This is a genomic window from Anoxybacillus sp. ST70 (assembly GCF_019553625.1).
GTDB lineage: Bacteria > Bacillota > Bacilli > Bacillales > Anoxybacillaceae > Anoxybacillus > Anoxybacillus gonensis.
On the sequence record NZ_JAHZOF010000001.1, the window covers coordinates 176,035 to 194,351 of the forward strand.

16 protein-coding genes are annotated in these 18,317 nt (G+C 46.3%); 2 read left to right on the forward strand and 14 right to left on the reverse strand.

The window, feature by feature from the left end; all coding sequences use genetic code 11:
* Positions 1 to 58 precede the first annotated feature (58 nt).
* From rpoZ to K1I43_RS00915, 4 genes are all read right to left on the reverse strand, one after another.
* Positions 59 to 265 carry a DNA-directed RNA polymerase subunit omega gene (gene rpoZ / locus K1I43_RS00900; RefSeq protein ID WP_026011810.1) on the reverse strand — a complete coding sequence of 69 codons (207 nt, stop codon included), beginning with the start codon at positions 263 to 265 and terminating at the stop codon, positions 59 to 61.
* Position 266: 1 nt separating this feature from the next.
* A complete protein-coding gene (gene gmk, locus K1I43_RS00905; RefSeq protein ID WP_009373572.1) occupies positions 267 to 887 on the reverse strand; it encodes a guanylate kinase in 621 nt (206 codons plus the stop codon).
* A 24-nt stretch (positions 888 to 911) separates the two neighbouring features.
* The gene (locus tag K1I43_RS00910; RefSeq protein WP_009373571.1) at positions 912 to 1,790 is read right to left on the reverse strand and encodes a YicC/YloC family endoribonuclease; all 879 of its coding nucleotides are present in this window, start codon (positions 1,788 to 1,790) and stop codon (positions 912 to 914) included.
* 102 nt (positions 1,791 to 1,892) lie between these two features.
* Positions 1,893 to 4,562 carry a calcium-transporting P-type ATPase, PMR1-type gene (locus K1I43_RS00915; protein ID WP_019418372.1) on the reverse strand — a complete coding sequence of 890 codons (2,670 nt, stop codon included), beginning with the start codon at positions 4,560 to 4,562 and terminating at the stop codon, positions 1,893 to 1,895.
* A 102-nt stretch (positions 4,563 to 4,664) separates the two neighbouring features.
* On the opposite strand from K1I43_RS00915, the gene K1I43_RS00920 reads away from it, so the two are divergent.
* On the forward strand, positions 4,665 to 6,377 hold the full coding sequence (locus K1I43_RS00920; protein ID WP_019418371.1) for an Rqc2 family fibronectin-binding protein: 1,713 nt from the start codon (positions 4,665 to 4,667) through the stop codon (positions 6,375 to 6,377).
* Positions 6,378 to 6,461: 84 nt separating this feature from the next.
* Here K1I43_RS00920 and K1I43_RS00925 read toward each other — a convergent pair whose 3' ends face one another.
* Positions 6,462 to 6,605: a hypothetical protein gene (locus K1I43_RS00925; protein ID WP_019418370.1), complete on the reverse strand. Its 144-nt coding sequence runs from the start codon at positions 6,603 to 6,605 to the stop codon at positions 6,462 to 6,464.
* Positions 6,606 to 6,829: 224 nt separating this feature from the next.
* On the opposite strand from K1I43_RS00925, the gene K1I43_RS00930 reads away from it, so the two are divergent.
* Entirely contained in the window at positions 6,830 to 7,306 is a 477-nt protein-coding gene (locus K1I43_RS00930; RefSeq protein WP_019418369.1) for a hypothetical protein, read from the forward strand.
* Positions 7,307 to 7,345: 39 nt separating this feature from the next.
* Here K1I43_RS00930 and pyrE read toward each other — a convergent pair whose 3' ends face one another.
* The 9 genes from pyrE to K1I43_RS00975 all read right to left on the reverse strand — a co-directional run bounded on the left by pyrE (position 7,346) and on the right by K1I43_RS00975 (position 18,230).
* Positions 7,346 to 7,960: an orotate phosphoribosyltransferase gene (gene pyrE / locus K1I43_RS00935; protein WP_026011809.1), complete on the reverse strand. Its 615-nt coding sequence runs from the start codon at positions 7,958 to 7,960 to the stop codon at positions 7,346 to 7,348.
* Positions 7,960 to 8,673: an orotidine-5'-phosphate decarboxylase gene (gene pyrF, locus K1I43_RS00940; protein WP_220382589.1), complete on the reverse strand. Its 714-nt coding sequence runs from the start codon at positions 8,671 to 8,673 to the stop codon at positions 7,960 to 7,962. Before pyrF ends, pyrE begins: the two co-directional genes overlap by 1 nt.
* Complete coding sequence (locus K1I43_RS00945; RefSeq protein WP_009373564.1) at positions 8,645 to 9,583, reverse strand: dihydroorotate dehydrogenase; 939 nt, start codon at positions 9,581 to 9,583, stop codon at positions 8,645 to 8,647. The genes pyrF and K1I43_RS00945 overlap by 29 nt, the downstream gene beginning before the upstream one ends.
* Entirely contained in the window at positions 9,580 to 10,344 is a 765-nt protein-coding gene (locus K1I43_RS00950; RefSeq protein WP_220382590.1) for a dihydroorotate dehydrogenase electron transfer subunit, read from the reverse strand. Before K1I43_RS00950 ends, K1I43_RS00945 begins: the two co-directional genes overlap by 4 nt.
* Positions 10,341 to 13,532 carry a carbamoyl-phosphate synthase large subunit gene (gene carB / locus K1I43_RS00955; protein WP_220382591.1) on the reverse strand — a complete coding sequence of 1,064 codons (3,192 nt, stop codon included), beginning with the start codon at positions 13,530 to 13,532 and terminating at the stop codon, positions 10,341 to 10,343. Before carB ends, K1I43_RS00950 begins: the two co-directional genes overlap by 4 nt.
* A complete protein-coding gene (locus K1I43_RS00960; RefSeq protein WP_220382592.1) occupies positions 13,525 to 14,619 on the reverse strand; it encodes a carbamoyl phosphate synthase small subunit in 1,095 nt (364 codons plus the stop codon). The genes carB and K1I43_RS00960 overlap by 8 nt, the downstream gene beginning before the upstream one ends.
* The gene (locus K1I43_RS00965; RefSeq protein ID WP_019418363.1) at positions 14,619 to 15,902 is read right to left on the reverse strand and encodes a dihydroorotase; all 1,284 of its coding nucleotides are present in this window, start codon (positions 15,900 to 15,902) and stop codon (positions 14,619 to 14,621) included. The genes K1I43_RS00960 and K1I43_RS00965 overlap by 1 nt, the downstream gene beginning before the upstream one ends.
* Entirely contained in the window at positions 15,868 to 16,794 is a 927-nt protein-coding gene (locus K1I43_RS00970) for an aspartate carbamoyltransferase catalytic subunit (RefSeq protein WP_220382593.1), read from the reverse strand. Before K1I43_RS00970 ends, K1I43_RS00965 begins: the two co-directional genes overlap by 35 nt.
* 143 nt (positions 16,795 to 16,937) lie before the next feature.
* Entirely contained in the window at positions 16,938 to 18,230 is a 1,293-nt protein-coding gene (locus K1I43_RS00975; protein WP_009373558.1) for a solute carrier family 23 protein, read from the reverse strand.
* Positions 18,231 to 18,317: the final 87 nt, after the last annotated feature.

The window sequence follows — 18,317 nt, forward strand, 5'->3', positions numbered from 1 at the left end:
CTTTCGTTCGGTATTTGTAAAAAAATAACAACCTAAAAACTAGGTTGTCGTAAGTAGTTTATTGCGTTGCTTCTTCGCTAACGACTTCAATATGACCCGCCGCAATTTCTTCTAACGCTTTGCCGACAAATTTTTTCGACACAGGTTTTTCGATCGTTAAGTCATTTTTTACTTGCAATTGGCGGGCGCGCTTTGCCGCAACTGTGACGAGCGTATATTTTGAATCGAGTTTTGTAATGAGTAAATCAATGGAAGGATATAACATATTACTCCACCTCCAACATCTTTTTGTATCGTTGTGCCACGCGTTCGCGTCGGCAATGTTCTGCCATGACAATCGCTTTAATGCGCTCGCATGCGAGTTCTACTTGATCATTTTCGACAACGTAATCGTATGCATCCATCATTTCTAATTCTTCTTTCGCCGCTTGTAAACGATCGCGAATTAAATCTTCTGATTCCGTTCCGCGCATTTCAATTCGTTTACGCAATTCGCTTAAACTTGGCGGAGCGAGGAAAATAAAGAGCGCCTCTGGAAACACTTTGCGAACTTGCATCGCTCCTTGTACTTCAATTTCTAAAAATACGTCTTTTCCTTCTTGCAATGTTTTTTCTACATAATCAATTGGCGTGCCGTAGTAGTTTCCGACATATTCCGCCCACTCTAGCAGCTCATTTTGGCGAATCATTTGTTCGAACTGCTCGCGCGTTTTGAAAAAGTAATCGACGCCATCGACTTCCCCTTCACGTGGTTTGCGCGTCGTCACAGAAATGGAATATTGCAATTGAATATCTGGTTGTGAAAATAATGCTTTTCGTACCGTCCCTTTTCCGACGCCAGACGGTCCCGATAGGACGATTAATAACCCTCGTTCTTTCACGGTCATCCCCACCTTCTATTGATAAACAAACTACTCTACATTTTGCACTTGTTCTTTAATTTTTTCAAGGGCGCTTTTCATTTCGACAACTTCGGAAGCAATATAGCGATCGTTCGCTTTTGAACCGATCGTATTCATTTCACGATTGAGCTCTTGGACGAGAAAATCAAGCTTTCGTCCGACCGCTCCTCCTTCAGAAACGATGCGACGAAATTGTTCAATATGGCTATATATCCGTTTTAATTCTTCATGAATATCCACTTTTTCCGCAAATAAAGCGACTTCCGTCAATAGCCGTTGTTCATCAACGACACCCTGTACAAATTCACTCACTCGTTTATGTATGCGTTCGCGATAAGAAGCGACGACTGTTGGCGCAAGTTGTTCAATGCGATGTGCGCTTTTCTCAATCGTCTCCAGCTGCATCAGCATGTCTGCTAATAGCGCGTTTCCTTCCTGTTCGCGCATCTGTTTCAATTGCTCGACCGCTTCTTTTGTCGCTTCTAAAAGAAGAGAAAGAAGGGCATCGTTTTCGATCGGCTGTTCCGTCATTTCAACCGCATCCGATAGCATATGTACAACATCTCGAAGCGACACATCATCGGCGAAATGAAACCGTCGGCGCACATCAGTAAGCATGCGATAATACGCATCAACAAGCTGCCAGTCGACATGAAGCGTTCGTTCGACGAGCTGTTCCCCTTCAATCGTAATAAACACTTCGACACGTCCACGAGCAATATGTTGTGTAATGACTCTTTTTATTTTATCTTCAAACATCACCCACTGTCTAGGCATGCGGATCGAAATTTCACAAAAACGGTGATTGACTGACTTCATTTCCACCGTAACGCTCACGTTTTCGCCTTCTTTTTTTCCTCGACCAAATCCTGTCATACTTACGATCATACTCTCACATCCATTGTACGTTATCGACAATAAAAGAAGGTAATAGATTCACTCCATTACCTTTTCCCATTATAGCATATATCACTATATAGCGAAAACATTTCATGAGCGGCGGCGTGTAAATAACGAACCAGCAAGTAAAAACGTCGGAATAGACGATAAGCCAACAATAAGCAACCAATCGGTCAGCGGCAACGAAACCGTATGGAAAATCGGCTGTAACGGCGGATAGTAAATGACGACAAGCAACAAGAAAAGCGACGACAACACGGCGAGCACTAAATACATATTTTCAAACGGATTTCGGTCAAACACCGACCGTTCGCTTCGGCAATCAAACACGTGAATGAGTTGAGCGAGCACGAGCGTCGCAAAGGCAACCGTCTGGGCATACGTTAAATTTTCCGGATGTCGCGTATGCACGACAAGAAAAGCGATCAACGTCACCATGCCGATGAGAAAGCCGCGACTAATAATTTTCCAACCGAGCCCTCTGGCGAAAACTCCTTCTTTCGGATGACGCGGTGGCCGCTTCATGACGTTTTCTTCCGCTGGGTCTAATCCGAGCGCCATGGCAGGTAGTCCGTCTGTGACGAGGTTTACCCATAAAATTTGAATCGGCACGAGCGGAAGAGGAAGCGCAAATATCATCGCAAATAACATCACTAAAATTTCACCGACGTTTGACGCAAGCAAGTAGCGAATAAATTTACGAATGTTTTCATAAATGTTTCGTCCTTCTTCGATCGCCGCTTTAATTGTCGCAAAGTTATCATCTAACAAAACGAGCGATGCGGCTTCTTTTGATACATCTGTTCCTGTCACTCCCATCGCGATGCCGATGTTTGCTGTTTTAATGGCCGGAGCATCATTGACGCCATCGCCTGTCATCGCGACAATATGCCCTCTTTTTTGCAACGCTTGCACAATTTTTAATTTATGTTCTGGTGATACGCGCGCAAAAACGTATACATCTTCAACGACGTCTTCTAATTCATCAACAGATAACGTCGCTAACGTTTTGCCGTCCATCACTTTGCCGTTCGGTGGCATCATGTGCAGTTGTTGGGCAATCGCTTTCGCCGTTAACACATGATCTCCTGTAATCATCACTGTTTTAATGCCTGCTTTTTTACATTCCGCGATGGCTTGTTTTACTTCTTTCCGCGGCGGATCGATCATCCCTTGTAAACCGATGAACGTTAAGTCGCTTTCCGCTTTCGTTTCATCGTTCATTGTTTCCGTCAAAGAAAGCGGCCGATAGGCGATCGCAATCGTTCGCAACGCTTGAGAAGCGAGCGTATTGACCGTTTGCTGCACCATTTTCTGCTCTTGGTCGCGCATTCGTTTCGCTTGACCATCCATATATATGAAACGACAACGTTCAAGCAACATATCTGGCGCACCTTTTGTGACAATAAAGCGCCGATTCGCGCGATCTTTTACGATGACCGACATCATTTTTCGCGTCGAATCAAACGGAAATTCATGTTCAATCGTAAACTCGGCAGCGATTTTTTCTTTCGTCCATCCCGCTTTCGCCGCCGCAACAACGAGGGCCCCTTCGGTCGGATCGCCATCAATCATATATGTTTTTCCTTTTTTCTTTATGTTCGCATGATTGCATAGCGCCCCAAATAATAAGATTTGCTGTAAGGCAGCATCTACCTTTTCTTGTTTGCCGTTATATAAAAACGTTCCTTTCGGTTCATAGCCCGTCCCGCTTACTGTCCATAGTCGGTTATTCACCCACACATGCGTGACTGTCATTTGATTTTCCGTCATCGTTCCTGTTTTATCAGAACAAATGACCGAGGCACAACCGAGCGTTTCAACCGCAGGAAGTTTGCGCACGATGGCGTTTCGCTTCATCATGCGTTGGACACCGAGCGCCAATACGACGGTAACGATCGCAGGCAATCCTTCTGGAATGGCGGCAACCGCAAGCGACACACCAGCTAAAAACATGTCATATACCGCATGTCCTTGCCATACGCCAAGCACGACAACGAGCGCTGTGAGCGCTAAAGCGATGACAATTAAAATTTTGCCGAGCTGTTCGAGCTTTCGTTGCAACGGTGTCGTCATCGTTGGCGCCGACTGGATTAAGTGGGCAATTTGTCCCATCGCTGTATGCATGCCTGTCGCTACGACAATGCCTATTCCGCTTCCGTTTGTCACAAGCGTCCCCATAAACGCCATGTTTGTGCGATCACCTAATGGCACATCATCTACAAGTGGCGCTGTTTGTTTTTCGACAGGAAGCGATTCGCCCGTCAACGACGATTCTTCAATATATAACCCTTTCGCTTCAACGATGCGCACGTCTGCCCCGATGCGATCGCCGCTTGCGAATTTGACAATATCGCCAACGACTAACTGAGCAGACGGCACTTTGATCCATTCCCCATCCCGTAAAACGAGCGATTCTGGTGCGGATAATTGCTTTAGTGCCTCAAGCGACTTTTCCGCCCGGCGCTCTTGTATAAATCCTAAAAAAGCGTTCATGATGACAATCGCCACGATGGCGACCGCATCGATGTATTCGCCTAATACGGCGGAAATCGCCGTTGCCGCCAATAAGACGAGCACCATAAAATCTTGAAACTGACTAAAAAATTGTTTTAGCGCAGACGGCTTTTTTTCTTCCGACAGCTCGTTTTTGCCGAATTGTTTTAATCGTCTTTTCGCTTCTTTTTCCGTTAATCCAAAGCCGATCTTTGTATTTACTTGTTGTTCCACCTGCTCGATACGCAATCCGTGCCAGCTCATTTCTCTCCCCCTTCCGCTTGTCTTATCTATGACAGCTTATTCAGGCATGTACGAAAAAATGATATGGTATAATGAAAAGAAAAAAAGAGAAAGGTGTTTTTTATGTCGTTTGACGGAGTATTTACATATGCGATGACAAAAGAATTACAGCGCACGCTTGTCGGGGGGCGCATTTCAAAAATTTATCAGCCGTTTCCGTCCGAATTAGTGCTTCATATTCGTTCGCACGGAAGCAATTATAAATTGTTATTATCTGCTCATCCGACGTATGCGCGCGTCAATTTGACGAACGAGACGTACGATAACCCTCATGAGCCGCCGATGTTTTGTATGCTTCTGCGCAAACATATTGAAGGAGGCGTCATTGAAGCGATTACGCAAGTCGATTTTGATCGCATCATCATCATTCATGTCAAAGGAAGAAATGAGCTCGGCGATGTATGTACAAAGCAGCTCGTCGTTGAATTGATGGGCCGCCACAGCAACATCATTCTCGTTGATGAACAGACGAACACGATCATCGACAGCGTTAAACATCTCTCCCCTGCGGTGAACCGATACCGAACGGTGCTTCCTGGGGCGCCTTATATATTGCCTCCATCGCACGACAAAATCAATCCGCTTCATGCGACGGAAGAGACGGTGTTGAAAAAGATCGATTTTCTCGCAGGAAAATTAGCCGATCAACTCGTCGCCACATTTACGGGCATTTCGCCGCTTTTTGCGCGCGAAGTCATCTATCGCGCAGAGCTTGCTAACCGAGCGACGTTGCCGAAAAGCTTCATCTCTTTGATGGAAGATGTACGCAGCGAGAAATTTACTCCGTGTATATACACAAACGGAACAAAAGACGTATTTTATGCGTTGCCGCTTACCCATATCGAAGGGGAAGTGAAACATTTTGCTACGTTAAGCGAGATGCTTGACCGTTTTTATTTCGGCAAAGCGGAACGCGACCGCGTGAAACAACAAGCGCACGATTTAGAACGCTTTGTCGCGAATGAAAAAGCGAAAAATGAAAAAAAGCTGTTGAAACTTCAACAAACGCTTGAAGAAGCAAAACAGGCAGAACAATATCGACTATATGGGGAATTGTTGACCGCAAATCTTTATGCTATGAAGCGAGGAATGAGCGAAATCGAAGTCGTCAACTATTATGACGAAAACGGTGCTACAATCACCATTCCGCTTGATCAACAAAAATCGCCGTCAGAAAATGCACAAAGCTATTTTCAAAAATATCAAAAAGCAAAAAATTCCCTTTCCATCGTGCAGGAACAAATCGAGCGAACGAAAGAAGAAATCACATACTTCGATACGCTGTTGCAGCAGCTTGAAACCGCATCGCCGAAAGACATTGACGACATTCGCGACGAATTAATCGAACAAGGCTATTTGCGCGCCAAAGCGACAAAACAAAAAAAACAAAAGTCGCGCACAATTGAACTGGAACACTACGTATCAAGCGACGGAACCGACATTTTCGTCGGCAAAAACAACAAACAAAACGACTATTTAACGAACAAATTCGCAAGCAAAGACGACATTTGGCTTCATACGAAAGACATCCCTGGCTCGCACGTCGTCATTCGCAGCAAACAGCCATCCGAACAAACGATCATCGAAGCTGCCCACTTAGCCGCTTACTTCAGCAAAGCGCGCCACTCCAGCTCCGTTCCGGTCGACTACACGCGCGTTCGCTACGTCAAAAAACCAAACGGCGCCAAACCCGGCTTCGTCATTTACGAAAACCAGCAGACGATTTACGTCACGCCGGATGAGGAGATGGTGGTGAAGATGAAAAAACCCGTCTAGGTAGGCGGGTTTTTTCATTTTCATCAAAATATTTTGTTATTTGGTTCATCACCAAAAGATGTACTTGCACCTGCCATTAAGCATTTACGATTCCTTTTTATTTTTTATCTCCTTTAATAACTCGATAATTGTATCATTTTGGCTTTTTATTGTTTTAAGAGTTTTTTCTATTGTACTAGTTGAAAAAAAAATGATGATAATTAAAGCTATCCCGACAATCCAGTCCATTAAATCCCTCCTGTTTGAATATTATCAAATATTTTATTTTTTATCAATTAATAAACACTTAAGTTATGAAAAACTTTTTATAACAATATATTACTATTTTACATGGACAATATATGTACCTAAAGAAAAAAATTCAAAAAATTTTTTGTCATATTTTCTGTTTCGTCTCTCTTCTTTCTGTCGAATGGTGGTATAATAGAAGCGGAAAAAAGGAGGTGAAAAAAATGGAGCAGTTGTTGCAACGCATTTTTGATGAGTTGGCGTTTTTGCGTGCGAATATGGCAACGAAAGCAGACGTCGCTGCGTTAAAAGATGATATTCGAGCGTTAGAAAGTCGCGGCAGTCATATTGAACAGACGATGGCCACAAAAGACGATATCGCAAGCATCGAGCAGCGCATGGCCACAAAAGACGATATCGCAAGCATCGAGCAGCGCATGGCTACGAAAGACGATGTGGCGCTTGTGCCAGCGATTCGTGAAATGGTTGGACAATTAATGGAACGAATGACTGTTGTTGAGTTGCATGTACAAGAAATTCCAATGATGAAACAACAAATCGAACAGTTGTCGCAACAAATGCAAGAAGGGTTTGAGAAGTTAGATCATCAAGAAACGGTCCTACAAGCACTTTCACTCCGTTCGATTCAACAAGCAAACGATATCCACTATTTAAAAACAAACGCAATTTCCACGAAATAATGAGAAAGGGTGTCCGGCTTTCGTTGGACACCCTTATTGTTATGCTTCTAGCTGTTCACGCCAATGGTGCAACGTTGTTTGCTCCTCTTTGGTGATGATGCCAAGTTCTTTCGCTGTTTCCATGAGCGTATCGTAGTCGGTAACGGTATAGTATGGGACTTGTTCTTGTTGAAATGCTCGTTTTCCTTTTTCTAATCCGTATGTAAAGATCGCAACGACACCAAGCACGTTGCATCCTGCTTCACGCAAAGCGCGCACCGCATGCAATGAGCTGCCGCCTGTTGAAATTAAATCTTCGACGACGACGACGTGTTGCCCCTGTTCTACTTTCCCTTCAATTTGCTTTCCTTTTCCGTGTCCTTTCGCTTGACTGCGAACGTAGCACATCGGCATATTCAACCGCTCGCTCACCCATGCGGCATGGGGAATGCCTGCCGTCGCTGTGCCAGCGATGACTTCTACATGCGGAAAATGCGTGCGAATGAGTGATGTCATCTCGTCGGCAATGGCTTGTCTAACCGCGGGATACGCTAACGTCAAGCGATTATCGCAATAAATGGGCGATTGTATGCCTGAAGACCACGTAAACGGTTCATTTGGACGCAACGATACTGCGCCAATGGAAAGAAGTTGTTTTGCGATTTCTTTTTTCATCATTGTCCACCATCCCATTCCCGTTTTAGACGCTCATATGCTGCATATGGATCACTTGCTTTTGTGATGCTTCGTCCGATGACGATATAATTTGTTCCGAGCTGTTTTGCCTCATACGGTGTGACGACGCGCACTTGATCGTCTGTTTTGTCGCCCGCAAAGCGAATGCCTGGCGTGACGGTGATAAACGATGTGCCGAACGATGCGCGAAGAAGCGGCACTTCTTGGGCGGAACAAACAACACCGTCAAGTCCGCTACGGTAAGCGAGAGATGCGTAATGAACGACCGTTTCTTTCATCGGGCGATCGATCAGCAATTCATCGCGGAGAACTTGCTCGCTTGTGCTCGTCAGCTGCGTAACGGCAATGCAACGTGGACGGCTCATCCCGTGTGGTGTTCCTTCTTCTAATCCTTCGATCGCCGCGCGCATCATTGCACTTCCTCCTGAAGCATGAACGTTTACTAAATCAACGCCTAGTTTTGCTAACCCTTTCATCGCTTTCTTCACTGTATGTGGAATATCATGAAGCTTTAAATCTAAAAAAATATGATGGCCTTTCTGTTTCAGTTCGTCAATTATTGCTGGACCTTCTTGAAAATATAGCTCCATGCCGACTTTTAAAAAGAGCGACGTATCGGAAAATGGTTGTAAAAACGGTCGCACTTCTTCTTTTGATGCAAAATCAAGTGCTACAATAAACGGTTTGTCCATTGTTCCATCCCCTTCCCGTACATTGTGAAATATGATCGATACGAAGTTCATCTAAAACATTCGGTAAGTCGCGAATAATGTTTGGACAAACGTACGGGTCGATGAAATTCGCTGTACCGATCGCGACCGCACTCGCACCGGCATAAAAAAATTCGATGACATCTTCCGCGCTTTCAATCCCGCCCATGCCGATAATCGGAAGCGATACCGCTTGACTCACTTCATAAATCATTCGAATCGCAATCGGCTTAATCGCTGGACCGGATAACCCACCTGTTCGGTTCGCTAAAATCGGCTTCGCTGTTTTCACATCAATGCGCATGCCTAATAACGTATTAATCATCGTCAATCCGTCCGCCCCTGCTTGTTCAACCGCTTTCGCCATCGCAACGATGTTTGTGACATTCGGTGATAGTTTCACATAAACAGGCACGTCCGACACTTCTTTGACCGCCCGCGTCAGCTCCGCAGCGACTTCTGGAACCGTTCCGAATGCGATGCCGCCCTTTTTCACGTTCGGGCATGAAATGTTCAACTCGAGCGCATGAACGTTTGGCGCTTTCGAAATGCGCCGAGCCACTTCTACATATTCTTCTACGGTCGAACCAGCCACGTTGGCGATAATCGGCACATCATATTGCGCTAACCATGGCAATTCTTCAGCGAGCACCACATCGACACCTGGATTTTGCAATCCGATCGCATTTAACATGCCGCTTGGCGTCTCCGCTACGCGCGGCGTCGGATTGCCGAAGCGCGCGTCAAGCGTTGTCGCTTTAATCATGATTGCCCCAAGCACGCTTAAATCGTAAAATTTCGCGTATTCTCGTCCAAATCCGAAACAGCCGGAGGCAGGCATAATCGGATTTTTTAATGAAAGTCCTGGCAACTCCACGGCTAATCGATTCATAACACGACCTCCCCCGCCCGAAATACCGGACCGTCGCTACATACTTTTTTATATGCCGTTTCGCTATGCGGCACGCGACATACGCATGCAAAACAAGCCCCGACACCGCATCCCATCCGTTCTTCGAGCGACAAATATACGTCTTGAAGTGGAAACTCGTTTGCGAGCGCCCGTAACATCGGCTTCGGTCCACATGCGTATAACACATCAAACGAAAGGCGATAGTGATGAATGACGTCGGTGACAAATCCTTTCATGCCGTACGAGCCGTCTACGGTCGCAACGTACGTCTCGCCAAACGATGCGAATCGCTCCTCGTAAAATGCGACATCTTTCGTTTGAAAGCCGAGCACAATCGTCACAAACACTCCTTTTTTCACAAGTTGTTTCGCTAATTCATATAACGGTGGCACACCGATGCCCCCACCGACAAGAAGCGCGCGTTGTCCGCTTGACAGTGCAGAAACCGGGAAACCGTTTCCGAGCGGACCGAGCACATCGACCGTGTCTCCGGGCAATTTTTGCGAAAGGAGCGTCGTTCCTGCCCCTTCCGCGCGGTAAATAATTGTACATTCATTCGCTTCTAGATTCATGTCGCAAAGGCTGAGCGGACGTCTGAGCAGCGGTCCGCTGTTTGCCACCTTCATGTGCACAAACTGTCCTGGTGTACGCATGCGCTGAACGAGCGAACCTGCGAGCGTCAACTCATAAATGCCTTTGGCGATTTGGCGGTTAGAGATGATCGTCATATTCTCCTTCATACGCCCACCTTCTTTTCTGTCATCGCCATTGTCGAAAACGTCATCGCTTCTAAGACGAGAAGCATCGCTTTCGCTGTATCGAGCGACGTTAAACACGGAATGCCGTTTTCGACTGCTTCGCGACGAATGCGGAAGCCGTCGCTTTCCGTTTCTTTTCCTTTTGTTAATGTGTTAATGACGACTTGCGCTTTGCCTTGACGAATCACATCAAGAATGTTTGGTGAACCGGTATGAATTTTATTGACGACAGTGACCGGAATGTTTGCTTCCCGTAACGTTTGTGCTGTACCGTTTGTCGCAAGCAACTGGTAACCGATATGGTAAAAGCGGCGGGCGATGTCGATCGCTTCTTCTTTATCTTTGTCGGCGATCGTCAACAACACGGCACCGTGTGGACGAATGTGAATGCCTGAAGCGACAAGTCCTTTATAAAGCGCCTTCGCAAACGTTTCATCTTTTCCGATGACTTCACCTGTCGATTTCATTTCTGGTCCGAGCGAAATATCGACGTTGCGCAACTTCGCAAACGAAAAGACCGGAGCTTTCACATATACACCGTCGCTTTCTTCTTTTAATCCGGTTTTGTAGCCAAGCGCTTGCAACGTTTCTCCTAAAATGACTTTTGTCGCTATATTCGCCATTGGCACGTTCGTAATTTTACTTAAAAACGGAACGGTTCGGCTCGAACGCGGATTCACTTCTAGTACGTACACCTCGCCGTCATATAATACAAACTGAATGTTCAACAGTCCGACGATGCGCAACCCTTTCGCGAGCGCAATTGTATAATCGACAATTTTTTGTTGAATATCTTTTGATAACGTTTGTGGCGGATATACGGCGATCGAATCGCCAGAATGGACGCCAGCGCGCTCAATATGTTCCATAATGCCTGGGATAAACACGTCTTCCCCGTCCGAAATCGCATCGACTTCGATTTCTTTTCCGATTAAATAACGGTCGATGAGTACCGGATGTTGCGGATTTACTTTGACCGCATGTTCCATATAATGAAGCAATTCCTCTTCCTTATACACGATTTCCATCGCCCGACCGCCAAGCACGTACGATGGTCGAACGAGAACAGGGTAACCGATTTCGTTCGCAATATGGACCGCTTCTTGTACGGAACATGCTGTTTTTCCTTTCGGTTGCGGAATGCCGAGTTGCGCAAGCGTCCGTTCAAATTTGTCGCGGTTTTCCGCACGATCTAAATCTTCAAGCGATGTGCCGAGAATGCGCACGCCGCGCGCCGCTAATTCCGCCGCTAAGTTGATGGCCGTTTGTCCACCGAATTGGACGATGACGCCAATCGGCTGTTCTAAGTCGATGACGTGCATCACATCTTCAATCGTTAACGGTTCAAAGTACAACTTATCGGAAATGCTAAAGTCGGTTGAAACGGTTTCTGGATTGTTGTTAATAATGATGGCTTCATATCCCGCTTCTTTAATCGCCCATACACAATGAACGGTCGCGTAGTCAAACTCAATTCCTTGCCCGATACGAATCGGACCAGAGCCGAGGACGACGACACTTTCACGGGCAGTCACGATCGATTCGTTTTCTTCTTCGTACGTGCTGTAATAATACGGTGTTTCGGATTCAAATTCGGCCGCACACGTATCGACCATTTTATATACCGGTGTGATTTGGGCGCGCTTACGCATCTCATATACGTCGCGTTCAGTCATATGCCAAAAGTTAGCGATCGCCACATCAGAAAAGCCCATTTCTTTTGCTTGTTGAAGAACAGTCATATCGCCAACATGGTCGCGTAAAACCGTTTCGAAAGCGACGATACGGGCGATTTTCGTTAAAAAGAACGGGTCGATTTGGCTCCATGCATGTACTTGTTCGACCGTTACGCCGCGGCGAAACGCTTCGGCGATGTAAAATAGACGCTCATCGCCCGCTTTTCGAATACGCTTTTGCAGCAAGGCGTCGTCGACTTGTTCTTTTAACTCGAGATGATAGACGTTCGTTTCGAGCGAGCGGACCGCTTTTAATAGCGACTCCTCAAACGTGCGCCCGATCGCCATCACTTCCCCTGTCGCTTTCATTTGCGTACCGAGATGGCGGTTCGCTGATTCGAATTTATCGAACGGAAAGCGCGGAATTTTTGTAACGACGTAATCGAGCGTTGGCTCAAAGCAAGCGTACGTTTTTCCTGTGACCGGATTCATCATTTCATCCAGCGTTAAGCCAACCGCAATTTTTGCTGCTAGTTTGGCAATCGGATACCCCGTCGCTTTAGATGCAAGCGCCGATGAGCGACTGACGCGCGGGTTTACTTCAATGACGTAATATTGAAAACTGTGCGGATCAAGAGCGAGCTGGACGTTGCATCCCCCTTCGATACCGAGCGCGCGAATAATGCGAAGCGAGGCGTTTCGCAACAGTTGATATTCGCGATCGCTTAACGTTTGGCTCGGAGCGACGACGATGGAATCGCCCGTATGAATGCCGACAGGATCAATATTTTCCATATTGCAAACGACGATCGCGTTGTCTTTTGCATCGCGCATAACTTCGTACTCAATTTCTTTATAGCCTGCGATACTTTTTTCTAATAAACATTGATGAACCGGACTCATTTTTAAACCGCTAGAAACGATGTCGACAAGCTCTTCTTCGTTCGTACAAATGCCTCCACCTGTTCCACCGAGCGTAAATGCTGGGCGGACGATGACCGGATAACCAATTTGTTCAACGAACGCATACGCTTCTTGTAAACTATGAACGATGGCGCTTTCCGGCACCGGCTCGCCAAGTTCGTTCATGAGCGCGCGAAATTGTTCACGGTCTTCTGCTTTTTCAATCGCTTCTAATTTCGTGCCGAGAATTTCAACGCCACATTCCTCAAGCACTCCTGCTTTCGCTAATTCGACCGCTAAATTTAGCCCCGTTTGCCCGCCAAGCGTCGGCAAAATCGCATCCGGACGCTCTTTCCGAATGACGCGCGAGACAAATTCAAGCGTTAACGGCTCCATATACACTTTGTCAGCAATTTCTGTATCGGTCATAATCGTTGCTGGATTGGAGTTGACGAGAATGACTTTATATCCTTCTTCTTTTAATGCTAAACATGCTTGCGTCCCTGCGTAATCAAACTCTGCTGCCTGACCGATGACGATCGGTCCTGAACCGATGACAAGAATCGTTTCAATATCTTGGCGTTTAGGCATGAACGACCCCTCTTTCTTTTTTAAACTGTTCAATCATCGCAATAAAATCATCAAATAAATCGTTTGCATCTTCTGGTCCCGGTGACGCTTCTGGGTGGTATTGCACCGTAAATGCCGGAACGTCGCGATGGCGAAGCCCTTCAATCGTTCCGTCGTTTAAAGCGATATGTGTCACTTGTAACCGCGTGCGTGCAAGCGACTGCTCCGTGACGGTGTAGCCATGGTTTTGTGAAGTAATGGCGACTTTTCCTGTTTCGATATGTTGAACCGGATGATTCGAGCCGCGATGACCGAACTTCATTTTTTCCGTATTCGCCCCGCAAGCGAGTGCAAACAGTTGATGACCGAGACAAATTCCAAAAAGTGGAGCGTGACCGAGTATGCCTTGAATCATATGAATCGCCTCTGGTACATCTTTCGGATCCCCCGGCCCGTTCGATAACATGACTCCATCCGGATGTAGCTGCAACACTTCTTCTGCCGTTGCATTGTATGGCAGCACGATGACGTCACAATGACGTTTATTTAACTCGCGCAAAATACCGTGCTTCATGCCAAAGTCGATTAAAACGACGCGATGACCGCGCCCCGGACTAGCGTACGCACTTTTTGTCGATACGCGCTTCACTTGATCGCGTATAAGCTCTGTTTCTTTTAAGTACGCGATCGCCTCTGTCACCGAAACGTCCATGTCGCAAATCATCCCTTTTAACGTGCCGTGTTGACGAATGATGCGCGTCAGCTTGCGCGTATCTACTCCTGCTAACCCGGGAATGTTTTTCATACGTAAATATTCGTCAATCGTCATTTCACTTCGCCAATTGGACGGAGATAGGCACGCTTCTTTCACAACAAACCCGAACACGTGCGGTTCGATCGATTCGAAATCGTCGCGGTTTACGCCGTAGTTGCCGATCAACGGATATGTCATCGTTACAATTTGTCCGCAATACGACGGATCAGTTAAAATTTCTTGATATCCTGTCATCCCTGTGTTAAAAACGACTTCACCAACTGTTTGCCTTTTACTTCCGAACGCTTCTCCAACAAAACGTGTACCATCTTCTAAAATGAGTTGTCGTTTCATCACTCTCTCCCTTTCTGCCAAACAATGTTTCCGTCGACGACTGTCATCGTCGGCCACCCTTTACACGTCCAGCCTGCAAATGGCGTATTTTTTCCTTTCGAAACAAACGTAGCCGGATCAATCACTTGTGTTGTATGTAAATCGATGACAACGAAATCTGCTTTTGCGCCAACTTTTAATTGTCCGCCATCGAGACGAAACGTCTCGGCTGGTTTTTTCGACAACCAATCGATGAGCTGTTTTAACGTACATACTCCTTTTTCAACAAAATGTGTATATAAAAGCGGGAAGGCCGTTTCTAATCCGACAATTCCAAATGGGGCAAGCACCATCCCTTCACTTTTTTCTTCTTCCGTATGCGGTGCATGGTCAGTAGCAATGAAATCAATCGTTCCATCAAGCAATCCTTCGATTAACGCTTGTTGATCTTCTTTCGTTCGCAATGGCGGATTCATTTTAAAATTCGCATCGAGCGAAGGAATATGTTCCTCACAAAGCAACAAATGGTGCGGCGTTACTTCGGCAGTGACGCGAATGCCTGCCCGCTTCGCCTCGCGCACGATGCGTACCGACTGTTTCGTACTGATATGGCAAACGTGATAATGACAGCCCGTTGCTTCCGCTAATAACACATCGCGCGCAATATGTACAGCTTCGCAAACGGAAGGAATGCCAGAAAGCCCATGTCGTTTCGCAAATGCCCCATCGTGCACGCACCCTTTATACGTCAACGTTTCATCTTCGCAATGCGCAACGATCGGCATATCAAGAGCGGCGGCTTGTTGCATCGCTTCATACATCATGCGTGCGCTTTGTACGCCAACGCCATCGTCTGTAAACGCAAATGCCCCTGCTTCTTTTAATGCGGCAAAATCGACAAGCTGTTTTCCGGCTTGGCGTACAGTAATCGCCGCATACGGCAAAACGCGCACGTGCGCTGTTTCGCGAATGCGATGGACGAGCCATTCCATTTGTTGTTTCGTATCTGGAACAGGTTTTGTATTTGGCATCGCCGCAATCGTTGTAAATCCGCCTTTTGCCGCAGCGAGCGTACCTGTCGCAATCGTTTCTTTATGTTCTCCCCCCGGTTCGCGCAAATGAACGTGGACGTCAATAAACCCCGGAGCGACAAACTGTCCGTTTACATCAATCACTTCATCATGATCGTCCTCATCCATATGAGAAGCGATATGAGTAATACGGCCTTCATCGATTTTTATATCAGCCGAGATGAACTCGCCTTGTTCGTTAAGCAAGCGCGCACGTTTGAATATGGTAGCCATTTTGTGTCCCTCCTTTTTGTAATGCGCGTTTCAATACAGCCATGCGCACGTATACGCCGTTTTCCATTTGTTTAAAAATGCGAGACCGTTCGCATTCAACGAGTTCGCTTGCGATTTCTACATCGCGATTCACAGGGGCAGGATGTAAAATGATGCTCGTTTTCTTCATTTGTTTTTCTCGTTCGATCGTTAAGCCATATTGCTCGTGATATTGCTCTTTTGTCCAACCCATTTTTTCGTCATGGCGCTCGTGTTGAATGCGAAGAAGCATCACGACATCCGCCTCTTTTACTGCCGTATCAAGATCGACGTATGTGCCATAACCATTTTCTGTATCTTGCCATTCCGGCGGGCTGCAAAATAAGACGTTTGCACCTAGCCTTGTTAATATTTCAGCATTAGAACGCGCCACTCGGCTATGACGAATGTCACCAACGATCGCCACATCAAGCCCAATAAATGTGCCAAATTGTTGACGAATCGTCATTAAGTCGAGCAACGATTGCGTCGGATGATGACCGCACCCATCGCCTGCGTTAATGATCGAAATGTCAATCGCATGACGGAGCGGTTCAAAATAATGATCGGATGGGTGGCGAATGACAACGGCTTCCACGCCGATTGCTTGCAACGTCCGAATCGTATCATACAACGTTTCTCCTTTTTGGACGCTCGACATATCTGCATCAAACGGAATGACTTCAAGCCCGAGTTTTCGTTCCGCCATTTCAAAGCTGCAACGCGTCCGCGTGCTCGGCTCAAAAAATAAGTTGGCGACAAACGTTTGTTTATTCACTTTCCACGTTTCCCCGTTCGCAAATCGTTCCGCTTCATGCAAAATGGCAAGCACATCATCAATCGATAACTCTGCTAACATTAGTAAATGGTTCATGCAACATTCCTCCTTTTTAGTAAAAAAACACCTTGCCAAGCGAGGCAAGGTGTTTGAAAGCATGAGGAAAGAGACCGTTTGGGGAAACGGATTTCCTCGTTCACACCTTTGTAAGCCTCGCTGGACTTCTTTTAAAAGGTGTGTTATGCAACATCGTGTGTTTGTTCAAATACGCTATCATTCACTTTCGGACGACCTGGCAAGATGAGATTTAAGATGATGCCTGTTATAGCGGCAAGCGCCATGCCGTGCACTTCAAATTGTTCCGATACTTTCACGACCGCATCGCCAATTCCAATGACGAGAATGACGGATGAGATCACTAAGTTTCGCTTGTCGCCAAAGTCGATGTTGCTGTCGACAAGCATGCGTAAACCAGAAGAGGCGATAATGCCGAACAGTAAGATCGATACGCCACCCATGACTGGTGTCGGAATCGAACTAATGAGCGCCGTCACTTTTCCTAAAAATCCGAAGGCGATGGCGAGCACAGCTGCACCAGCTAACACATATACGCTATATACGCGCGTAATCGCTAATACACCGATGTTTTCTCCGTATGTCGTCTTCGGTGGACCACCGATGAGAGCTGAAATCATCGTCGCTAATCCGTCACCGAGAATCGAGCGGTGTAACCCTGGCTCTTTAATGTAGTCGCGGCCGACAACTTTACTTAACACTAGCTGATGACCGATATGTTCAGATAACGTGACGATGGCGACAGGGACCATTAATAGCACAATATCGAGCGTCACGCGCACATCGTAATGAACGAACGGCAATAAGAAATCTGGCATTTCAATCCATTTTGCTTTCGCAACCCCGGATAAATCTACCACACCAATGGCTAACGCGTATACGTAACCGACGATAATTCCCATGAGTACAGGAACGAGGCTAAACATTCCTCTTGATAAAATCGAAAACATAATTGTTGCGGCAAGCGTGACAACAGCAACAGAAAAGTGCGTTAAACTATATTTTCCATCTGGACCGTTCATCGCCATGCTGACAGCGACGTTTGCTAATCCTAATCCGATGACGATAATGACCGGACCGACGACGATCGGCGGAAGTAAATTCATAATCCAACGATAACCTGCTTTTTTAATCGCTAAAGCGACGATGCCGTATACAAGCCCTGCTAAAAAGCTGCCGATCATCGCTGCTCCTGGTCCGCCTGTTGCTTTTGCTGCAATAATTGGCGTAATGAACGCAAACGATGAACCGAGGTAAGCAGGCACTTGCCATTTTGTAACGATTAAAAAGGCGATTGTGCCAAGTCCGCTTGAAATGAGCGCCATCGCTGGACTTAATCCGACTAAGTATGGCACTAAAATCGTGGCACCAAACATCGCAAATAAATGTTGTAAACTAAGTGTCATGAGCTGCCCAAAAGAAGGGACATCTTTCACATCTAAAACCGGTTTGTTCATTTTCTCTCTCCCTTTCTATATTTAATAAAAAACCCTCTTTGTCCGTACGAAGGCACAAAGAGGGTATAGGAAACGAATCCCCTTTGT

Bases quoted from the DNA above. Each gene is read 5' to 3' on its own strand.
- K1I43_RS00960 (WP_220382592.1), bottom strand. From the start codon at position 14,619: ATGAAACGACAACTCATTTTAGAAGATGGTACACGTTTTGTTGGAGAA.
- K1I43_RS00970 (WP_220382593.1), bottom strand. From the start codon at position 16,794: ATGAACCATTTACTAATGTTAGCAGAGTTATCGATTGATGATGTGCTT.
- K1I43_RS00945 (WP_009373564.1), bottom strand. From the start codon at position 9,583: ATGAATCGATTAGCCGTGGAGTTGCCAGGACTTTCATTAAAAAATCCG.
- K1I43_RS00925 (WP_019418370.1), bottom strand. From the start codon at position 6,605: ATGGACTGGATTGTCGGGATAGCTTTAATTATCATCATTTTTTTTTCA.
- rpoZ (WP_026011810.1), bottom strand. From the start codon at position 265: ATGTTATATCCTTCCATTGATTTACTCATTACAAAACTCGATTCAAAA.
- K1I43_RS00975 (WP_009373558.1), bottom strand. From the start codon at position 18,230: ATGAACAAACCGGTTTTAGATGTGAAAGATGTCCCTTCTTTTGGGCAG.
- K1I43_RS00965 (WP_019418363.1), bottom strand. From the start codon at position 15,902: ATGGCTACCATATTCAAACGTGCGCGCTTGCTTAACGAACAAGGCGAG.
- K1I43_RS00950 (WP_220382590.1), bottom strand. From the start codon at position 10,344: ATGAAGGAGAATATGACGATCATCTCTAACCGCCAAATCGCCAAAGGC.
- K1I43_RS00910 (WP_009373571.1), bottom strand. From the start codon at position 1,790: ATGATCGTAAGTATGACAGGATTTGGTCGAGGAAAAAAAGAAGGCGAA.
- carB (WP_220382591.1), bottom strand. From the start codon at position 13,532: ATGCCTAAACGCCAAGATATTGAAACGATTCTTGTCATCGGTTCAGGA.
- pyrF (WP_220382589.1), bottom strand. From the start codon at position 8,673: ATGGACAAACCGTTTATTGTAGCACTTGATTTTGCATCAAAAGAAGAA.
- K1I43_RS00920 (WP_019418371.1), top strand. From the start codon at position 4,665: ATGTCGTTTGACGGAGTATTTACATATGCGATGACAAAAGAATTACAG.
- pyrE (WP_026011809.1), bottom strand. From the start codon at position 7,960: ATGAAAAAAGAAATCGCAAAACAACTTCTTTCCATTGGCGCAGTATCG.
- K1I43_RS00930 (WP_019418369.1), top strand. From the start codon at position 6,830: ATGGAGCAGTTGTTGCAACGCATTTTTGATGAGTTGGCGTTTTTGCGT.
- gmk (WP_009373572.1), bottom strand. From the start codon at position 887: ATGACCGTGAAAGAACGAGGGTTATTAATCGTCCTATCGGGACCGTCT.
- K1I43_RS00915 (WP_019418372.1), bottom strand. From the start codon at position 4,562: ATGAGCTGGCACGGATTGCGTATCGAGCAGGTGGAACAACAAGTAAAT.